14 protein-coding genes are annotated in these 17,276 nt (G+C 68.2%); 9 read left to right on the top strand and 5 right to left on the bottom strand.

Annotation, left to right across the window (positions count from 1 at the left end; all coding sequences use genetic code 11):
- Positions 1–178: 178 nt before the first annotated feature.
- Positions 179–3,862 (bottom strand): vitamin B12-dependent ribonucleotide reductase, encoded by a 3,684-nt coding sequence (locus H0I76_RS00170; protein ID WP_200605524.1) that lies wholly within the window; start codon positions 3,860–3,862, stop codon positions 179–181.
- Positions 3,863–4,375: 513 nt separating this feature from the next.
- Here H0I76_RS00170 and tkt point away from each other — a divergent pair.
- From tkt to H0I76_RS00125, 9 genes are all read left to right on the top strand, one after another.
- Positions 4,376–6,394 (top strand): transketolase, encoded by a 2,019-nt coding sequence (gene tkt, locus H0I76_RS00165; protein ID WP_200605523.1) that lies wholly within the window; start codon positions 4,376–4,378, stop codon positions 6,392–6,394.
- 271 nt (positions 6,395–6,665) lie between these two features.
- On the top strand, positions 6,666–7,667 hold the full coding sequence (gene gap, locus H0I76_RS00160) for a type I glyceraldehyde-3-phosphate dehydrogenase (protein ID WP_200605522.1): 1,002 nt from the start codon (positions 6,666–6,668) through the stop codon (positions 7,665–7,667).
- Between the two features lie 7 nt (positions 7,668–7,674).
- On the top strand, positions 7,675–8,565 hold the full coding sequence (locus H0I76_RS00155) for a cation diffusion facilitator family transporter (RefSeq protein ID WP_200605520.1): 891 nt from the start codon (positions 7,675–7,677) through the stop codon (positions 8,563–8,565).
- A 13-nt stretch (positions 8,566–8,578) separates the two neighbouring features.
- Entirely contained in the window at positions 8,579–9,778 is a 1,200-nt protein-coding gene (locus H0I76_RS00150; RefSeq protein WP_200605518.1) for a phosphoglycerate kinase, read from the top strand.
- 72 nt (positions 9,779–9,850) lie between these two features.
- The gene (locus H0I76_RS00145; RefSeq protein ID WP_200605516.1) at positions 9,851–10,780 is read left to right on the top strand and encodes a class I fructose-bisphosphate aldolase; all 930 of its coding nucleotides are present in this window, start codon (positions 9,851–9,853) and stop codon (positions 10,778–10,780) included.
- Between the two features lie 107 nt (positions 10,781–10,887).
- Positions 10,888–11,325, top strand: a complete 438-nt coding sequence (locus H0I76_RS00140; RefSeq protein WP_200605514.1) for a cupin domain-containing protein — start codon at positions 10,888–10,890, stop codon at positions 11,323–11,325.
- Positions 11,326–11,426: 101 nt separating this feature from the next.
- Positions 11,427–12,173, top strand: a complete 747-nt coding sequence (locus H0I76_RS00135) for a hypothetical protein (protein WP_200605513.1) — start codon at positions 11,427–11,429, stop codon at positions 12,171–12,173.
- Entirely contained in the window at positions 12,166–12,891 is a 726-nt protein-coding gene (locus H0I76_RS00130) for a hypothetical protein (protein WP_200605512.1), read from the top strand. Before H0I76_RS00135 ends, H0I76_RS00130 begins: the two co-directional genes overlap by 8 nt.
- 29 nt (positions 12,892–12,920) lie before the next feature.
- Entirely contained in the window at positions 12,921–13,553 is a 633-nt protein-coding gene (locus H0I76_RS00125) for a thiamine phosphate synthase (RefSeq protein ID WP_200605509.1), read from the top strand.
- Positions 13,554–13,609: 56 nt separating this feature from the next.
- Here the strand turns inward: H0I76_RS00125 and H0I76_RS00120 are convergent, their stop codons facing one another.
- From H0I76_RS00120 to H0I76_RS00105, 4 genes are all read right to left on the bottom strand, one after another.
- Positions 13,610–14,956 (bottom strand): glutamine synthetase family protein, encoded by a 1,347-nt coding sequence (locus H0I76_RS00120; protein WP_200607729.1) that lies wholly within the window; start codon positions 14,954–14,956, stop codon positions 13,610–13,612.
- A gap of 219 nt (positions 14,957–15,175) precedes the next feature.
- Positions 15,176–16,024 carry a lysophospholipid acyltransferase family protein gene (locus H0I76_RS00115; protein WP_200605508.1) on the bottom strand — a complete coding sequence of 283 codons (849 nt, stop codon included), beginning with the start codon at positions 16,022–16,024 and terminating at the stop codon, positions 15,176–15,178.
- A gap of 24 nt (positions 16,025–16,048) precedes the next feature.
- Positions 16,049–16,855 carry a GNAT family N-acetyltransferase gene (locus tag H0I76_RS00110; RefSeq protein WP_200605507.1) on the bottom strand — a complete coding sequence of 269 codons (807 nt, stop codon included), beginning with the start codon at positions 16,853–16,855 and terminating at the stop codon, positions 16,049–16,051.
- Between the two features lie 178 nt (positions 16,856–17,033).
- Positions 17,034–17,213 carry a DUF3553 domain-containing protein gene (locus H0I76_RS00105; RefSeq protein ID WP_200605506.1) on the bottom strand — a complete coding sequence of 60 codons (180 nt, stop codon included), beginning with the start codon at positions 17,211–17,213 and terminating at the stop codon, positions 17,034–17,036.
- Between the last annotated feature and the right edge of the window lie 63 nt (positions 17,214–17,276).

The raw sequence follows: 17,276 nt of genomic DNA, 5'->3' as shown, positions 1-17,276 counted from the left end.
CCCAGTCGGCAAAGAAAACGGGAGGGGCCAAGCCACCCCTCCCAGTCAGATATCAGGTCCGTCAGTACTTGTTATCTGCCCGACCGGTTCTCGCCTGCGGCCTGATTCCATTCCTTGACTGACGAGGGGGCAGCGGGCGGAGGCGAGGGACCAGCCCCCGCCCGCGCCCCTCGTCAACTCACGAGCATCCCGAGGTCGCGCCGCAGGTGTTGCACTTCATGCAGGTGCCGTTGCGCACCAGCGTGAAGTTGCCGCAATCGCCGCAGGCGTCGCCCTCGTAGCCCTTCATCTTGGCTTCCGTTCGCCGGTCCATCACCGCCGTCGCGACCGCGCCGATGGCCGTGGCGGTGGCGCTCGAGGCGCCGAAGGTCTCGACCGCCACGCCGGCCGTCGCCGCCGGGACGCCCGCCATGGCAGCGGGCGCGGCGCCGCCGTTCACCACCACGAACTGGTGGCCCGACGGGACCCGGTTGCGCAGGTAACCGGTCGAGGCGACCTGGCGCACCAACTCGATGGCCGGCTGGGCCACCTCGCGATCAGCCTCGCGGAAGTTGCGCTTGCCTTCCTCCTCGCCGCGGCCGAGCTCGTCGAAGCGCGCGCCCTCGGGCTGAACATGGGCGAGGTCGGTGCGGTCGAGATAGCTGACCGCCAGCTCGCGGAAGATGTAGTCGAGGATCGAGGTCGCGTTCTTGATCGAGTCGTTGCCCGACACGATCCCCGCGGGCTCGAAGCGGGTGAAGGTGAAGGCCTCGACGAACTCCTCGAGCGGCACGCCATACTGCAGGCCCACCGACACGGCGATGGCGAAGTTGTTCATCATCGCGCGGAAGGCGGCGCCCTCCTTGTGCATGTCGATGAAGATCTCGCCGAGCCGGCCATCCTCGAACTCGCCGGTCCGCAGGTAGACCTTGTGGCCGCCGACCATGGCCTTCTGGGTGTAGCCCCGGCGGCGGTCAGGCAGCTTGTGGCGCTGGCCGCGGTTCTGGATCTCCTTGACGATCACCTTCTCGACGATCTTCTCCGCCAGGATCTGGGCGCGCTCGGCGGGAGCCGCTTCGATCAGTTCCTCCTCGGTGTCCTCGTCGATGAGGCTGGCCGAGAGCGGCTGGCTGAGCTTGGAGCCGTCGCGGTAGAGCGCGTTGGCCTTCACGCCCAGGCGCCAGGACAGCAGGTAGGCGTCCTTGCAGTCCTCGATCGAGGCGTCGTTGGGCATGTTGATGGTCTTCGAGATCGCGCCCGAGATGAACGGCTGCGCCGCGGCCATCATCCGGATGTGGCTCTCGACCGACAGATACCGCTTGCCGATCTTGCCGCAGGGGTTGGCGCAGTCGAAGACGGCGAGGTGCTCGGGCGCGAGCCCCGGCGCGCCCTCGAGCGTCATCGTCCCGCAGACATAGGTGTTCGCGGCCTCGATCTCGCGGGCGGTGAAGCCGAGGTGGCGGAGCAGGTCGAAGCCAGGGTCGCCCAGCTTTTCCTTCTCGATACCAAGCGCTTCCTCGCAGAACTTCGCGCCCAGCGTCCACTGGTTGAACACGAAGCGGATGTCGAAGGCCGAGGCGAGGGCGTCCTCGACGCGCTGGATCTCGTCCGGGCCGAAGCCGTGGTGGATCAGCTTCTCGTGGTCGATGCCGGGCGCGCCCGAGAGCGTGCCGTGACCGACCGCGTAGGCGATGATCTGCTCGACCGTCTCGTCGTCATAGCCGAGCCGGGACAGCGCCTTGGGAACCGCGCGGTTGATGATCTTGAAGTAGCCGCCGCCGGCCAGCTTCTTGAACTTCACCAGGGCGAAGTCGGGCTCGATGCCGGTGGTGTCGCAGTCCATCACCAGGCCGATCGTGCCGGTGGGCGCGATCACGCTGGACTGGGCGTTGCGGAAGCCGTGCTGGGTGCCAAGCTCGAGCGCCGCGTCCCACGAGGCCCGGGCGCGCGCCACCAGACGCGCGTCCGGGCAGTTGGCCGCATCAAGCGGCACAGGGAGGGTGCGCAACGCTTCGTACCCGGCCGTCTCGGAATGCGCGGCGCGCCGGTGGTTCCGGATCACGCGCAGCATGTGTTCGGCATTGTCGGCGTAGCCCGGGAAGGCGCCCAGCTCGGCCGCCATCTCGGCCGAGGTGGCATAGGCCACGCCGGTCAGGATCGCGGTCAGCGCGCCGCAGATCGCGCGGCCCTGATCCGAGTCGTAGCCATGGCCAAGCGTCATCAGCAGCCCGCCGATATTGGCGTAGCCGAGGCCGAGCGTGCGATACTCGTAGGACAGCTGCGCGATCTCCTTGGAGGGGAACTGCGCCATCGTCACCGAGATCTCGAGCGTCACGGTCCACAGCCGCGTCGCGTGCTCGTAGTCCTCGACCCGGAAGCCGTCCTCGCCCAGGAACTGGAGCAGGTTCAGCGACGCCAGGTTGCAGGCCGTGTCATCGAGGAACATGTACTCCGAGCACGGGTTCGAGGCGCGGATCGGCCCCGAGGCCGGGCAGGTGTGCCAGTCGTTGATCGTGTCGTGGTACTGGATGCCGGGATCGGCGCAGGCCCAGGCGGCGTGGCCGATCTTCTCCCACAGCTCGCGGGCCTTGACGGTCCGGGCGACCTTGCCGTCGGTACGGCGGAAGAGCTCCCAGTCGGCATCCTTCGCCACCGCGTCGAGAAAGGCGTCGGTCACGCGCACCGAGTTGTTCGAGTTCTGCCCCGAGACGGTGAGATAGGCCTCCGAGTCCCAGTCGGTGTCGTAGGTGGGGAACTCGATCGAGGTGAAGCCCTGCTCGGCATACTGCAGCACGCGCCGGACATAGTTCTCGGGGATCATCGCCTTGCGGGCGTCCTTGATCGCCGCCTTGAGGCCGGGATTGGCCTTGGGGTCGAAGGCATCGGCCTCGGCGCCGTCCCAGTCGCGGATCGCCGCGAAGATGGCGTTGAGCTTCTGCTCGTGCAGCTTCGAGCCGGCGACCAGCGAGGCGACCTTCTGCTCCTCCTTCACCTTCCAGTCGATGAAGGCCTCGATGTCGGGGTGATCCATGTCGCAGATCACCATCTTGGCGGCGCGGCGCGTGGTGCCGCCCGACTTGATCGCGCCCGCGGCACGGTCGCCGATCTTGAGGAACGACATCAGGCCCGACGACTTACCCCCGCCACCCAGCCGCTCGTTCTCGCCCCGCAGGTAGCTGAAGTTGGTGCCGGTGCCCGAGCCGTACTTGAACAGCCGCGCCTCGCGGGTCCACAGGTCCATGATGCCGCCCTCGTTCACGAGGTCGTCGGCGACCGACTGGATGAAGCAGGCATGCGGCTGGGGGTGCTCGTAGGCCGAGTCGGACTTGACCAGCTTGCCGGTCTGGAAATCGACGTAGTAGTGGCCCTGGCTGGGGCCGTCGATGCCATAAGCCCAGTGCAGGCCGGTGTTGAACCACTGCGGGCTGTTCGGCGCGGCCATCTGCTTGGCCAGCATGTAGCGCATCTCGTCGAAATAGGCCTGCGCGTCCTCCTCGGTCGAGAAGTAGCCGCCCTTCCAGCCCCAGTAGGTCCAGGCGCCGGCGAGCCGGTCGAAGACCTGGCGCGCCGAGGTCTCGCCGCCGTAGCGCTCGTCCTCGGGCAGTTCCGCCAGCGCCTTCTCGTCCGGGACCGAGCGCCACAGGAACGAGGGCACGCCCTTCTCCTTGGAAGGCTTCAGGGCGCGCGCGACGCCAGCCTTGCGGAAATACTTCTGCGCCAGCACGTCGGCGGCGACCTGGCTCCAGGCCGCGGGCACGTCGAACGCCTCGAGCTTGAACACGGTCGAACCGTCCGGGTTCCGGATCTCGGACGACGCCTGGCGGAACGCAATTGCGTCATAGGGTGACTTGCCGGCTTCGGTGAACTTACGCTCGATCTTCATTTCCCACTCCCCCGCCTGCGACGGCGACTCTTGTTCTGTCCGGCGGATGACCTCCACCGGTTGCCGGATCGCGTTGAACGCCGGCTACACCTGACTAGTTTGCTTGTGAGGCTTGCGCTGAGCCGCCCCCGGATGCCGCGCCCAACACCACATGTTGTGGTTCCGCGCCCGACAACGTCCACTTTTATGAAGGTTCAGAGTCGGGTCAATCGCGTTTTTTCGTCCTAACCCCAGATTTTGTGGGTTGACGAAAACTATACACCACGCATGGTGTGAACGAATAAGGAACACGCGCGGTTCGGCACGCCTTCTTCCCTGGCATCGTGACCTGAGGGACACAAGATCCGGACCCATGACGGCCCGTGCCCCCCGGTGGGCGGCATCCGCGCACTTGACCGCCCCGCACGCCATACGCATTGTCCCGCCGCATTCGGGCGCCGGGCGCAAGGCGCGGCGCGAAGGACATCTGACGGCCCCGGCACCGGGCCTGTCTCAGCTGCACGAGGACCACGCGTGGACATCAAGGCGATGAAGGCGGCCGAGCCGCGGCTCTTTGGTATGGCGACGGCGCTGCGCGTCCTGGCCATCGATGCGGTCGAGACCGCGAATTCGGGCCATCCGGGCATGCCGATGGGCATGGCCGACGTCGCGACGGTGCTGTTCGATCGGCATCTTCGATTCGATCCCAAGGCCCCCGACTGGGCCGACCGCGACCGTTTCGTGCTGTCGGCGGGGCATGGCTCGATGCTGCTCTACGGGCTCCTGCACCTCACCGGCTATCCCGGGATGACGCTCAACGAGGTGAAGAACTTCCGCCAGCTGGGCTCGAAGACCGCCGGGCACCCGGAATACGGCCATGCCGCGGGCATCGAGACCACGACTGGCCCGCTTGGACAGGGGCTTGCCAACGCTGTGGGCATGGCCATGGCCGAGGAATCGCTGCGCGCGCGGTTTGGCAAGAAGGTGATCGACCACCGCACCTGGGTCATCGCGGGCGATGGCTGCCTGATGGAGGGCATCAGCCAGGAGGCGATCTCGCTGGCCGGGCGCCAGCAGCTTTCGCGACTGATCGTGCTGTGGGACGACAACGGCATCTCGATCGACGGCAAGCTGGACCTGTCGGACCGCACCGACCAGCTGGCGCGGTTCAAGGCCTCGGGCTGGGAGGTCAAGGCGATCGACGGGCATGACTACGCCCAGATCGACGCGGCAATGGCATGGGCCAAGGGCAACAAGCGCCCCACCCTGATCGCCTGCCGCACGCATATCGGCTTCGGCGCGCCGACCAAGCAGGACAGCGCCAAGGCGCACGGATCGCCGCTGGGCGCCAAGGAGATCGAGAGCGTTCGCGCCGCCTATGGCTGGAGCCACGGACCCTTCGAGGTTCCGGAAGCGATTCGCGCCGACTGGGCACAGGCCGCCGCGCGCGGCGCCGAGGCCCGCGCCGCCTGGGAAGGCGCCCGCGCCGGGCTGAGCCCGGCGAGGCAGAAGGAACTCGACCGCGTGATGAGCGGCGAGGCGCCGGCCAAGCTGGGCCGCACGATCAACGCGCTGAAGAAGCAGATCGTGGCCGATGCACCCAAGGTCGCCACGCGCAAGGCCTCCGAGATGGCGCTGGCCGCGATCAACCCGGCGATGCCCGAGACGATCGGCGGCTCGGCCGATCTCACCGGCTCGAACAACACCCTGACCGACGGGCTGGGCATGTTCGACGAGACCGACCGCAAGGGCCGCTACGTCTATTATGGCATCCGCGAGCACGGCATGGCGGCGGCGATGAACGGCATGGCGCTGCATGGCGGCGTGGTGCCCTATGGCGGCACCTTCCTTGTCTTCTCGGACTATGCGCGTCCGGCGATGCGCCTCTCGGCGCTGATGGGCAAGCGCGTGGTCTATGTCATGACCCACGACTCGATCGGCCTGGGCGAGGACGGGCCGACGCACCAGCCGGTCGAGCACCTGGCGGCGCTGCGCGCGATCCCCAACATGCAGGTCTTCCGCCCGGCCGACGCGGTCGAGACCGCCGAGGCATGGGAGATCGCGCTGACGACGCAGGACGCGCCGTCGGTGCTCGCACTTACGCGGCAGAACCTGCCCACGGTGCGCGGCAAGCACAGCACCAAGAACCTGACCGCGCAGGGCGCCTATGTGCTGGCCGAGGCCGACCACCGGCGCCAAGTGATTCTGATGGCGACCGGCTCGGAGGTCGAGATCGCGCTGGCGGCGCGTGAACTGCTCGAGCAGGAGGGGATCGGCGCGCGCGTCGTCTCGGCCCCGTGCTTCGAGCTTTTCGCCGCGCAGCCCGAGGCATACCGCAAGCGCGTGCTGCCCGCGGGCCCCGTGCGCGTGGGCGTCGAGGCCGCGGTTCAGCAGGGCTGGGACCGCTGGCTGTCGGGCGAACGCGGGCGCGATGCCAAGGCGGCCTTCGTCGGGATGGAGAGCTTCGGTGCCTCGGCACCGTATGACAAGCTCTACCAGCACTTCGGAATCACCGCTGAAGCCGTTGCTGAAAAGGCTAAATCTCTTCTTTGATGATTGACGGGCGCCGTCGCTGGACCGTGACGGCGCCCGATCCTTCGCGGGACTTTGACGCGCGGCTCGCGCGTCGCCGCGGACCGGAGCGCCGGGCGCGCTCGCTCGCACTCACCCCGGATGAACGTCAGGCCCGCGAAGGCGCGGCGCGCGTCATATCGCGTCACGCACAGGCGCGCAGATTGATTCCCCTGTCAGGGCAGGTATAAGCGCGGCGAAATCATTTCCGCGCGCGCTTTTCCTCGCGCGCTTCCAGCCAGGGGAGAACGACATGGCGGTCAAGGTCGCGATCAACGGTTTCGGACGGATCGGGCGCAACGTGCTGCGCGCGATCGTCGAGTCGGGCCGCACCGATATCCAGGTGGTGGCGATCAACGATCTCGGTCCGGTCGAGACCAACGCGCATCTGATGCGATATGACTCGGTGCATGGCCGCTTCCCCGGCGAGGTCAAGGTCGACGGCGACACCATCGACGTGGGCCGCGGCCCGATCCGCGTCACCGCGATCCGCAACCCCGAGGAACTGCCCTGGGGCGACGTCGACATCGCGATGGAGTGCACCGGCATCTTCGCCGACAAGGCCAAGGCCTCGGCGCATCTCAAGAACGGCTCGAAGCGCGTGCTGGTCTCGGCCCCGGCCTCGGGCGCGGACAAGACCATCGTCTACGGCGTCAACCAAGACGCGCTGACTGCCGAGGACATGGTGGTCTCGAACGCGTCGTGCACCACGAACTGCCTCGCGCCCGTCGCCTATGTGCTGAACAAGGCGATCGGCATCGACAAGGGCTTCATGACCACGATCCACAGCTACACGGGCGACCAGCCGACGCTCGACACCATGCACAAGGATCTCTACCGCGCCCGCGCGGCGGCGATGTCGATGATCCCGACCTCGACCGGTGCGGCCAAGGCGGTGGGCCTGGTCATGCCGGAGCTCAACGGCAAGCTCGACGGCGTCGCGATCCGCGTGCCGACGCCGAACGTCTCGGTCGTCGACTTCAAGTTCGTGGCGTCGAGGAAGACCTCGGTCGAGGAGATCAACGCCGCGATCGAGGCCGCTGCCGGGCAGAAGCTGAAAGGCATTCTCGGCTTCACGACCGAGCCGCTCGTCTCGATCGACTTCAACCACGACAGCCACTCGTCGGTCTTCCACATGGACCAGACCAAGGTCATGGACGGCACGCTGTGCCGCATCCTGACCTGGTACGACAACGAGTGGGGCTTCTCGAACCGGATGAGCGACACCGCGGTCGCGATGGCCGCCAAGATCTGAAGCCGAGATGGGTGCCCACGCCCACCCGCATGATCACCACGGCGACGGCCGCAGGCTTGCGCTTGCGGCCGGCCTGACCGGGGGCTTCATGCTGGTCGAGGCGGTCACGGGCTGGCTTTCGGGCTCGCTCGCGCTCTTGGCGGATGCCGGGCACATGCTCACCGATTTCGCGTCGCTGGTGCTTGCCTGGGCGGCAGCGCGTGTCTCGCGTAGGCCCGCGGACTGGCAGCTGACCTTCGGCTTCGACCGCTTCTCGGTCCTTGCAGCCTTTCTCAACGGCATCGCCCTCTTCTTGATCGCGGGCGTCATCCTGTGGGAGGCGGTCGACCGGCTGCTGGCGCCCGTGCCGGTCATGGGCGTGCCCATGATCATCGTCGCGATCCTGGGCCTTGGCGTGAATATCATCGCCTTCCGGCTGCTGCATGGCGGAAGCGGCGGGCTGAACATCCGCAGCGCGATGCTGCATGTTGCGGGCGACATCCTCGGCTCGGTCGGGGCGATCGTCGCGGCGGGCGTGATCATCGCCACCGGCTGGACACCGGCCGACCCGATCCTGTCGGTGGTGGTCGCCTGCCTGATCCTGGGCGCCGGCTGGCGGGTGGTGCGGGACAGCGGGCGCATCCTGCTGGAAGCGGTGCCGCAGGGGGTCGACCTGGCGGCGATCGCCCAGGACCTGTCCCGCGACGAGAAGATCAGCCGCATCCATCACCTGCACGCCTGGGCGATCAGCGAGGACCGGCCGATGATCACGCTGCATGCCGAGATCGCCGAGGGCGCCGACTCGGGGCGCGTGCGCGACGCGATCAGGAAACGGCTGGCCGAGACGCATGGCTTCGTCCATGCGACCATCGAGATCGAGCGGGCGGGCGGCGCGCACCCTGCCCCGCACTGCTGTTGAAGGAGCTGACCGGATGAGCTTTCGCACCCTCGACGACCTCGACCTCAAGGGCAAGCGTGTCCTGATCCGCGTCGACATCAACGTGCCGATGCAGAACGGCCGCGTGACCGACGACACCCGCATCCGCGCAGTGATCCCGACGATCAAGGACGTCATCAGAAAGGGTGGCCTTCCGATCCTCCTGGCACATTTCGGCCGCCCCAAGGGCAAGCCGGTGCCCGAGATGTCGCTGGGCCATGTCATCGACGCGCTGACCGCCGCGCTGGGCAGCGACGGCCCCATGGTGAAGTTCGCGCCCGACTGCGTCGGCTCGCCCGCCGAGCACGCGGCCTACCGGCTTCAGCCCAACCAGGTGCTGCTGCTCGAGAACACCCGCTTCCACGCCGGCGAGGAAGCCAATGACCCCGAGTTCGCCCGGCAACTGGCCCAGGTCGGCGACGTCTATGTCAACGACGCCTTCTCGGCCGCGCACCGCGCGCATGCCTCGACCGAGGGGATCGCGCACCTCCTGCCCTCGGCCGCCGGGCGGCTGATGGAGGCCGAGCTGCGCGCGCTGGAGAAGGCGCTTTCCAGGCCCGAGCGCCCGGTGATCGCGGTGGTGGGCGGGGCCAAGGTCTCGACCAAGCTCGACCTCCTGGGCAACCTGATCGCCCGGGTCGACCAGATCGTCATCGGTGGCGGCATGGCGAACACCTTCCTGGCCGCGCAGGGCAAGCCGGTGGGCAAGTCATTGTGCGAGCATGATCTCGCGACGACCGCGCGGGACATCATGGCGAAGGCGTCGGCGGCGGGATGCGAGATCGTCCTGCCGCGCGACGTGGTGGTGGCACGCGAGTTCCGGGCGGGCGCGCCGTCGGAGGTCGTGCCGGCCGATGCCTGCCCCGAGGACGCGATGATCCTCGACGCGGGCCCCGAGGCGGTGCGCGACATCGTCGGCCGGTTCGAGAACGCCAAGACCGTGGTCTGGAACGGCCCGCTCGGCGCTTTCGAGATCGAGCCCTTCAACCGCGCGACCGACGAGGCGGCGGCGGCGGCGGCGCGGCTGACGCAGGAGGGCCGGCTCCTGTCGGTAGCCGGCGGCGGCGACACGGTCGCCGCGCTCAACAATTCCGGCGCCGCTGCGAAATTCTCCTATGTCTCGACCGCCGGAGGGGCTTTCCTTGAATGGCTCGAGGGCAAGACCCTGCCCGGCGTCGCGGCGCTGTCGAATTGATCCCGGGCGCACAGGCGCGCCCACCCCATCCCGCAGGGCTGGAAGAGCCCGCATCGCGAAGAGAGGAACCCCATGAAGGCGACCCGCACAGTTCAGAAGATCCTGGCCAACTACGAGGGCGAGAACCCCGGCGTGAAGGCGAACCTGTGCCGCATGCTGATGAACGGCAAGCTGGGCGGCACCGGAAAGATGATCATCCTGCCCGTCGACCAGGGCTTCGAGCACGGCCCGGCGCGCAGCTTCGCGCCGAACCCGGCGGCCTATGATCCGCATTACCACTACCAGCTGGCGATCGACGCGGGGCTGAACGCCTATGCCGCGCCGCTGGGCATGATCGAGGCGGGGGCGGACACCTTCGCCGGCCAGATCCCGACGATCCTGAAGGTCAACTCGGCCAACTCGCTGATGTCGGAGACCGCGGGCAAGAACCAGGCGGTCACGGCATCGGTGTCGGACGCGCTGCGCCTGGGCTGCTCGGCCATCGGCTTCACGGTGTATCCCGGCTCGGACATGGCGCTCGACATGTTCGAGGAGATCCGCGAAATGCGCGAGGAGGCCGCCGCCGCGGGCATCGCCACCGTGATCTGGTCGTATCCGCGCGGCGAGGCGATCTCGAAGGACGGCGAGACGGCGATCGACATCGCCGCCTATGCCGCGCAGATCGCGGCGCTGCTGGGCGCGCATGTCATCAAGATCAAGCTCTCGACCGACCATCTCGAGCTTGGCGAGGCCAAGAAGGTCTACGAGAAGGAGAAGATCGACGTCGCGACGCAGGCCAAGCGCGTCGCCCACTGCATGCAGGCGGCCTTCAACGGCCGACGCATCGTCGTCTTCTCGGGCGGCGCGAAGAAGGGCGAGAGCTCGGTCTACGACGACGCCCGCGCGATCCGCGACGGCGGGGGCAACGGCTCGATCATCGGTCGCAACACCTTCCAGCGCCCGCGCGAGGACGCGATCGCGATGCTCAACACGCTGATCGACATCTACAAGGGCAAGGCCTGATCCTCGCCCTCGGCCAATCGCAGGGCCCCGGCGGCGACGCCGGGGCCTTTTTCTTCCGGTGGCCTGAATTCCCTTGCGAGCCATCGGCCCGCGACTAGGCTGACGCCATGACGACCGCCCCGGACCTCATCCGCACGCTCGAACTCCAGCGCCATCCCGAGGGCGGCTGGTATCGCGAGACCTGGCGCGCCGAGGCGGCCGAGGGCGAGCGCGCCGCCGGCACGGCGATCTACTACCTGCTGGAAGCGGGCGAGGTCAGCCACTGGCATCGCGTCGACGCCGCCGAGATCTGGCACTGGTACGCCGGCGCGCCGCTATCCCTGACCGTGTCGGCGAACGGCCATGACGCCGAGGCGACGATCCTCGGGCCCGAATTCGCGACCGGCCAGCGCCCGCAGCGCATCGTGCCGCAGGGTTGGTGGCAAACCGCCTGCTCGCTGGGCGCCTGGACCCTGGTGGGCTGCACGGTCTCACCCGGCTTCGAGTTCGGCGGCTTCGAGCTGGCGCCGCCCGACTGGCGCCCGACACCGCGCACGGCGGGGTAAACTCGGGTCTCGCACTCGTGATCGGGGCGGTCATGCGGGGTGCTCGGATCGGCCCTATGATCGACGCGGATTTCAGAAGCGCCGGACCGGATCAGCCCCCCATGTACGCACCGAGCACCCGCTGCCCCATCGGATTCTGCCTGACCGACCAAGAGGGGGGCTTCGCCTTCGCGCCGCCCCGCACCGTCTTTTCGACCCGAGACCGGCCGCTTGGCATGCGCGCCGTGCAGAACTGCCCGGCCGTGAACAGCATGGAGCGCCAGCTGGTCGAACTGCCCGCGCCAATCGGACTGCGGCTGAAGATGACCAAGGGCCCGCAGGGCGGCTTCGGGCTCCAGGTGGTCGAGCAAGGCACCTTCGTGCAGCCCGACAAGCTCAAGGACATGCTGGTGGTCGAGCCGCCTGCGCGCTGGCGGCATCCGCGCAAGCCGGTGATCCAGCTTCGGCTGCCCTTCTTCCTGGTGACCGACGAGCCCTGCACGGTGTCGCAGCTGCCGCCCTTCCTGGGGCCGTCGATCCGGCGCTGGCCAGGCACCGTAGTCGCCGGTCGCTGGCCGCTGACGCTCTGGCCGCAGAACCTGAGCTGGGCCTTCGAGTGGGAGGACCCGGGGCAGGAACTCGTGATCAAACAGGGCGAGCCGCTCTGCCTGTTCCTCTTCGAGTTCGACCGGCCCGAGAAGCGACCCGAGATGATCGAGGCGGCACTGACGCCCGAACTCGAGGAATACCGACAGGGGATGCAGGGCCTGCACCACATCACCGACAAGATCGAGCAGGTCTGGGAGATGGCCCGCATGCGCCGCCCCCAGCGCCTGCTGGTCCCGCTCGACGAGGTCGAGAATGCCTGATCCCGTCCGCGTCCCCGTGGGCTGGCGCAATTCCTCGCCGCAGGCCGCGCTCGCCTTCTTCCCACCCGAGCCGGTGGGCCGGGAGGCCGCAGGAAGCGCGCCGGGACTGGTGGCGGCGGGGCTTGAGGACCGGCTGGTGCGGCTGCGCGCGCCCTTCGATCTGAGGCTGCGCCTGTCGCATCCCAAAGCGCAGCCGCCACAGCTTGGCCGCGTCCCGCGCGACAGCAGCCTCAGCGAGGAAGGGTTCCGCGCGCTGGTCACGCCGATCAAGCCCTCGGCCCAGCGCGACGCGACGACGCTGGCGGTGCAGCTCGCGCTCAACCTCTTCTTCGTCTGTGACGAGGAATGCACGATCCAGCTGATGCCGCCCTTCCTGAGCGAGAACTACCGCCACTGGCCGGGGCCGATCGTCTGCGGACGCTTTCCGCTGAAGAGCTGGCCGCGCCCGCTCAACGCCGTGCTGGAGTGGCAGGACCGCGACCGCGACTGGGTGATCCGCCGCGGCGACGACCTTGCCTATGTCATGTTCAGCTTCGACGATCCCGCCAAGCTGCCGGCGCTGAGCGAGGCCGCGCTGACGCCGGCGCTCAGGCGTCACGTCGCACAGGTTGACAATGTGAGTTCCTTCGGCAGGAATGTCGGCCCGATGTTCGCCGAGGCCGAGCGCCGCCGTCCCGCCCGTCTAATGGTCCCGAAGCGCATCGGCTGTCCCAACTGACCAAGCCTCGCGCCGAAGACCAGGACACCATGACCCAGGAACCAGAGGCCGCGCGCCTCTACATCGTCACCCCCGCCGCCTTCGACCCCGACACTCATGTCGCCGAGCTGCAGGCGATGCTGTCGACCGGCGCCGTCGCGTGCCTGCGCCTCGATCTCGGCGAAGGGCCGGACGAGGCCGCGTGGATCCGCGCGGCCAATCACCTTCTGCCGCCCTGCCACGAGGCGGACGTGCCGCTGGTGATTGCCGAGCATCATCGCCTGGTCGGCGCGCTCGGGCTCGACGGCGTTCATATCGGCCGCAGCCGGGCGCCGATCCGGGACCTGCGCAAGACGCTGGGGCGCGATGCGATCATCGGCGCCTTCGGCGGCGCCGAGCGCCACCGCGCGATGTCACTGGCCGAGGCGGGCGCGGACTACGTCTCGCTGGGACCGGTGCGCGTCCAGGGCGCGCTGGGCGACGGAGCCGCGGCGGACGACGCGCTGTTCCAGTGGTGGTCCGAGATGATCGAGACGCCCGTCGTCGCCGAGGGCGGCGTCACGCTCGACGACGCGCGGCGGCTGGCGGCGATCACGGACTTCGTCGTCCCCGACCCCACGCTGGTCTGGGGTCAGCCCGACCCGGCCGCCGCGGTGTCGGCCTTCGCCGAGGCGCTGCGCTGAACTGAACCGGCAAGACAACGCGGCGGCCGCTGGCCGCCGCTTGCGGCAGGTTCGGATCAGACGTTGAGCAACAGGTGCTCGCGCTCCCACGGGCTGATCACCCGCATGAACTCCTCGTACTCGTGCTCCTTCACGGCGGCGTAGAGGTCCGAGAACCCCTTGCCCAGCGCGTCGCGCAGCGGATCGCAGCGCTTGAACTGCTCGACCGCATCAAGCAGGCCATAGGGCAATTCGCGCGGCCGCTCGTAGCTGTCCGAGCGCACCTCGTCGCGCGGCTCGACGCCCTGGATCATCCCCAGGAGCCCCGCGGCGAGCGTGCCGGCGATCGCGAGATAGGGGTTCGCGTCGGCGCCCACGACCCGGTTCTCGACGCGCCGCGCGGCCGGCGGCGAGATCGGAACCCGCAGGCCCGTCGTGCGGTTGTCGCGCCCCCAGTCGAGGTTGATCGGCGCGGTGATGCCCGGGACGAGGCGGCGGTACGAGTTCACGTAAGGCGCCATCAGGCAGCAGGCCGCCTTGAGGTAGGCCTGCTGCCCGCCGATGAAGTGGCGAAACGCGTCCGAGGGTGCGCCCTCCGGGGTCGAGAACAGGTTCTCGCCCGTCGCCTTCACCACCACGCTCTGGTGGATGTGCATGGCCGAGCCGGGCTGCTCCTCCATCGGCTTGGCCATGAAGGTGGCGTAGCAGCCACAGCGTAGCGCCGCCTCGCGGATCAGGCGCTTGAACAGGAACACCTGGTCGGCCAGTTCCAGCGGATCGCCGTGGCGCAGGTTGACCTCGAGCTGGGCTGCACCCGCTTCCTGGATGATGGTGTCGATCTCGAGCCCCAGCGCCTCGGCGTAATCGTAGATGTGCTCGATCACGGTGTCGTACTCGTCGACCGCCGAGATCGAGTAGGCCTGGCTCTTCTGCGCCCGGCGCCCCGAGCGGCCGAGCGGCGGCTCGAGCGGATAGTCCGGGTCGGTGTTCGGCTTGGTCAGGTAGAACTCGATCTCCGGCGCCACGATCGGCTGCCAGCCCTGCGCCTCGTATTGGCCGATCACCCGGCGCAGCACCGAGCGCGGCGCGAAATCCGCAAGGTTCCCCTCGCGGTCCGACACGTCATGGATCACCTGAACCGAGCGGTCATTGGCCCAGGGGACGGCACGCATGGTGCCGTAGTCGGGCTTGAGCATCAGGTCGGCATCGGTGTCGTAGCCGGTGAAGTTCGCGATATCCGGATAGCCGCCAGTAATCGTCAGGAAGAAAAGCGAGGTCGGCAGGAAGGTCGGATTGTCGCGAATGAATTTCGAGCTGGGCATGACCTTGCCGCGCCCGATGCCGGCAAAGTCGGGCGTCACGCACTCGACCTCCTCGACTGCGTGATTGCGCAGCCAGGCGCCGAGCTCGACGGGGTCGGTCATGTCGGAGGGGGGGGACACCGCGAGGCTGATCTCGGGGTGCGTGGGGCCCCGCCGCGGAAGCTGCGACGAGAAGGAGCTGTCGCTCATGGAGAACCTGTCAGGTTGTGAAAACTAGGGCAGCTTAGCACCGCCCCCCCGTAGGCTGGCAACCCCGCACCGTCGCGCCGCTCTGAACGCTGCCGGGGCGGCACCGAAGCACCCCGCCTGCCCTGGCGATGGCTAGTGGCCCGGCGGTGCCGGAACCGTCCGCCCCGTGGCGTGCCCCTCGGCGACTGCGCGCCCGGCGTGATCCGCCAGCAGCTTGCGATCGCCGAACGCGGTCGGGCGGACGGGCTCGTGGAAGATCACCTCGACCAGACCGTGCCGCGAACGCGCCAGAACCTGCCAGATATGCGCCTCGAAATTCATGTCGCCCCACCAGCCATAGAAGCTTGGCGGCACGCGATCCCGCGGGTCGGGGAAATAGCGGATCGTCACCGGCTGGACCCAAAGCTCGGCACCATGGCCGTCGAGAAAGAATACCGAGAAGAGCGAGCTCTTGAACGGCAGGACCCGGAGCCCGTCGGTCGAGGTGCCCTCGGGGAAGAAGGCCAGCAGTTGGCTCGCAGCGATGCGCTCGCGCAGGATCTCTTCCTGCCGCTTGGCATGGCTGCGGCGGCGCTCGATGAAGACGGTTCCGGTGACGCGCGTGATGAAGCCCACGACGGGCCAGTCCCTGACCTCGGACTTCGCCACGAAATAGACCAGCGTCACGGCCCGAAGCGCGAGGATGTCGATCCAGGACGAGTGGTTGGCGACAAGAGCCCCGGCACCGACCGGCCGTCCCTCGACCCGCAGGCCAAGCCCCGTCAGCCAAAGGCCCGCCCGGGCCCAGCATTGCGCCAGCAGGAAGTGGAAGGTCACCCGGCGTCCGAAGGCTCCGCGCAGCGCGCGACCGACCAGGAACATCCCCAGGATCACCGCCGTCGTGAGGATGAAAGCCGTGAGCCGCACCGCGCCGCGCAGCTTCTGCGCCGTTCCGAGCGGCGGCAGGTGATCGGGCTCTGCTCCCCTCCAGGTGCTCGACATTCGACCGCTCCGGCCTGCGCCCGCTCAGTCCGCGGCGGTCGCCGTGCTGTCAGGCTTCTTCGCCTGCGTGTAGAAGGTGCGATAGCGCTCGACCATCCGCGCGGTATCCATGATCAGGCAGACGTCGATCGTGTTGAAGTCCCAGTCGATATAGGCGCCCTCGCCAACGAAGCCGCCAAGCCGGATATAGGCCTTGATCAGCGCCGGGATCTGCCTGAGCGCCTCCATCCGGTTGACCTGGTCCTCCGGCAGGATGTCCATCGACGTGAACTGGTCGGCGACCGCCCGCACGCGGAGGTCTTCGGGCGCGAGGTGGTTGTGGTGCAGGTAGCTCAGCGCCTGGGCGATCGCCGAGGTGTCGGTGCCATGGAAACTCGCCACCCCGAACAGGATCGAGACGTCATGCTCGGCGACGTAGTGCCCGAGCCCGGTCCAGAGCAGATGCATCCCCGTGCCGCCGCGATAGCCCGCGTCGACGCAGGAGCGCCCCAGTTCGAGCGTCTCGCTTGGATAGTCCAGCAGAAGGCCCAGTTCGTATTCCTGCGCGCCGTAAAAGCCGATCCCGGCACGCGCGACCGAGCTGCGCATGACGCGATAGACCCCGACAACGCCGCGTTCGAGATCGGCATCCGGGCATTCGCGGTCGATGAGCAGGAGGTGATCGAAATAGGGATCGAAACGGTCGCGCTCGCGCCGCTCGGCGGCGTCCTCAGGCGAGGCCGTCGCGCCCATTTCCTCGACGAAGACACGGTATCTGAGGCGCTGAGCCGCCGCCACGTCCTCGGCGCAGTCCGCCAGTCGAACGACGAAGCGGCCGGCATCGACATACATCAGCGGTGATCTCCCAGACCTTCCGAGCTTCTTGCCGGCGGCGCCTGTCACCAGCGCCTTCCGGTTGGCGGACACTATGGGCAATGCCGATCCCGCGCAACCGTCACGCAAGCAACCCGCACGACCACCTTGTGAAAGCCGTTTTAACGAAACCTTCACACATTATCGGCGACGCTGGTCAGAAGCGGTCGGGCTCGACAAGGTCGAGGGGAAGCTCTGCACCCTGAAGCACAACCTTCCCCTGATTCTCGAAATTGACGGTCACGCGCTCGCCGATGATCGATTGCACCTGGCCGATACCCCAGTCGGGCTCGCCGGTATGGCGCACCAGAGCGCCGACCTCTATGAACGGGTTCACCATGCGGTCTCATCTAGACCATCTCGCCGGCATCCGCCACGGCGCGGGACAGGGTGGTCGCAG

It is taken from the genome of Thermohalobaculum xanthum, from assembly GCF_016623495.1.
In the GTDB taxonomy this organism is placed as follows: domain Bacteria; phylum Pseudomonadota; class Alphaproteobacteria; order Rhodobacterales; family Rhodobacteraceae; genus Thermohalobaculum; species Thermohalobaculum xanthum.
Note: the sequence above shows the minus strand (reverse complement) of the source record. Positions and strands in the feature narration are given on the sequence as shown.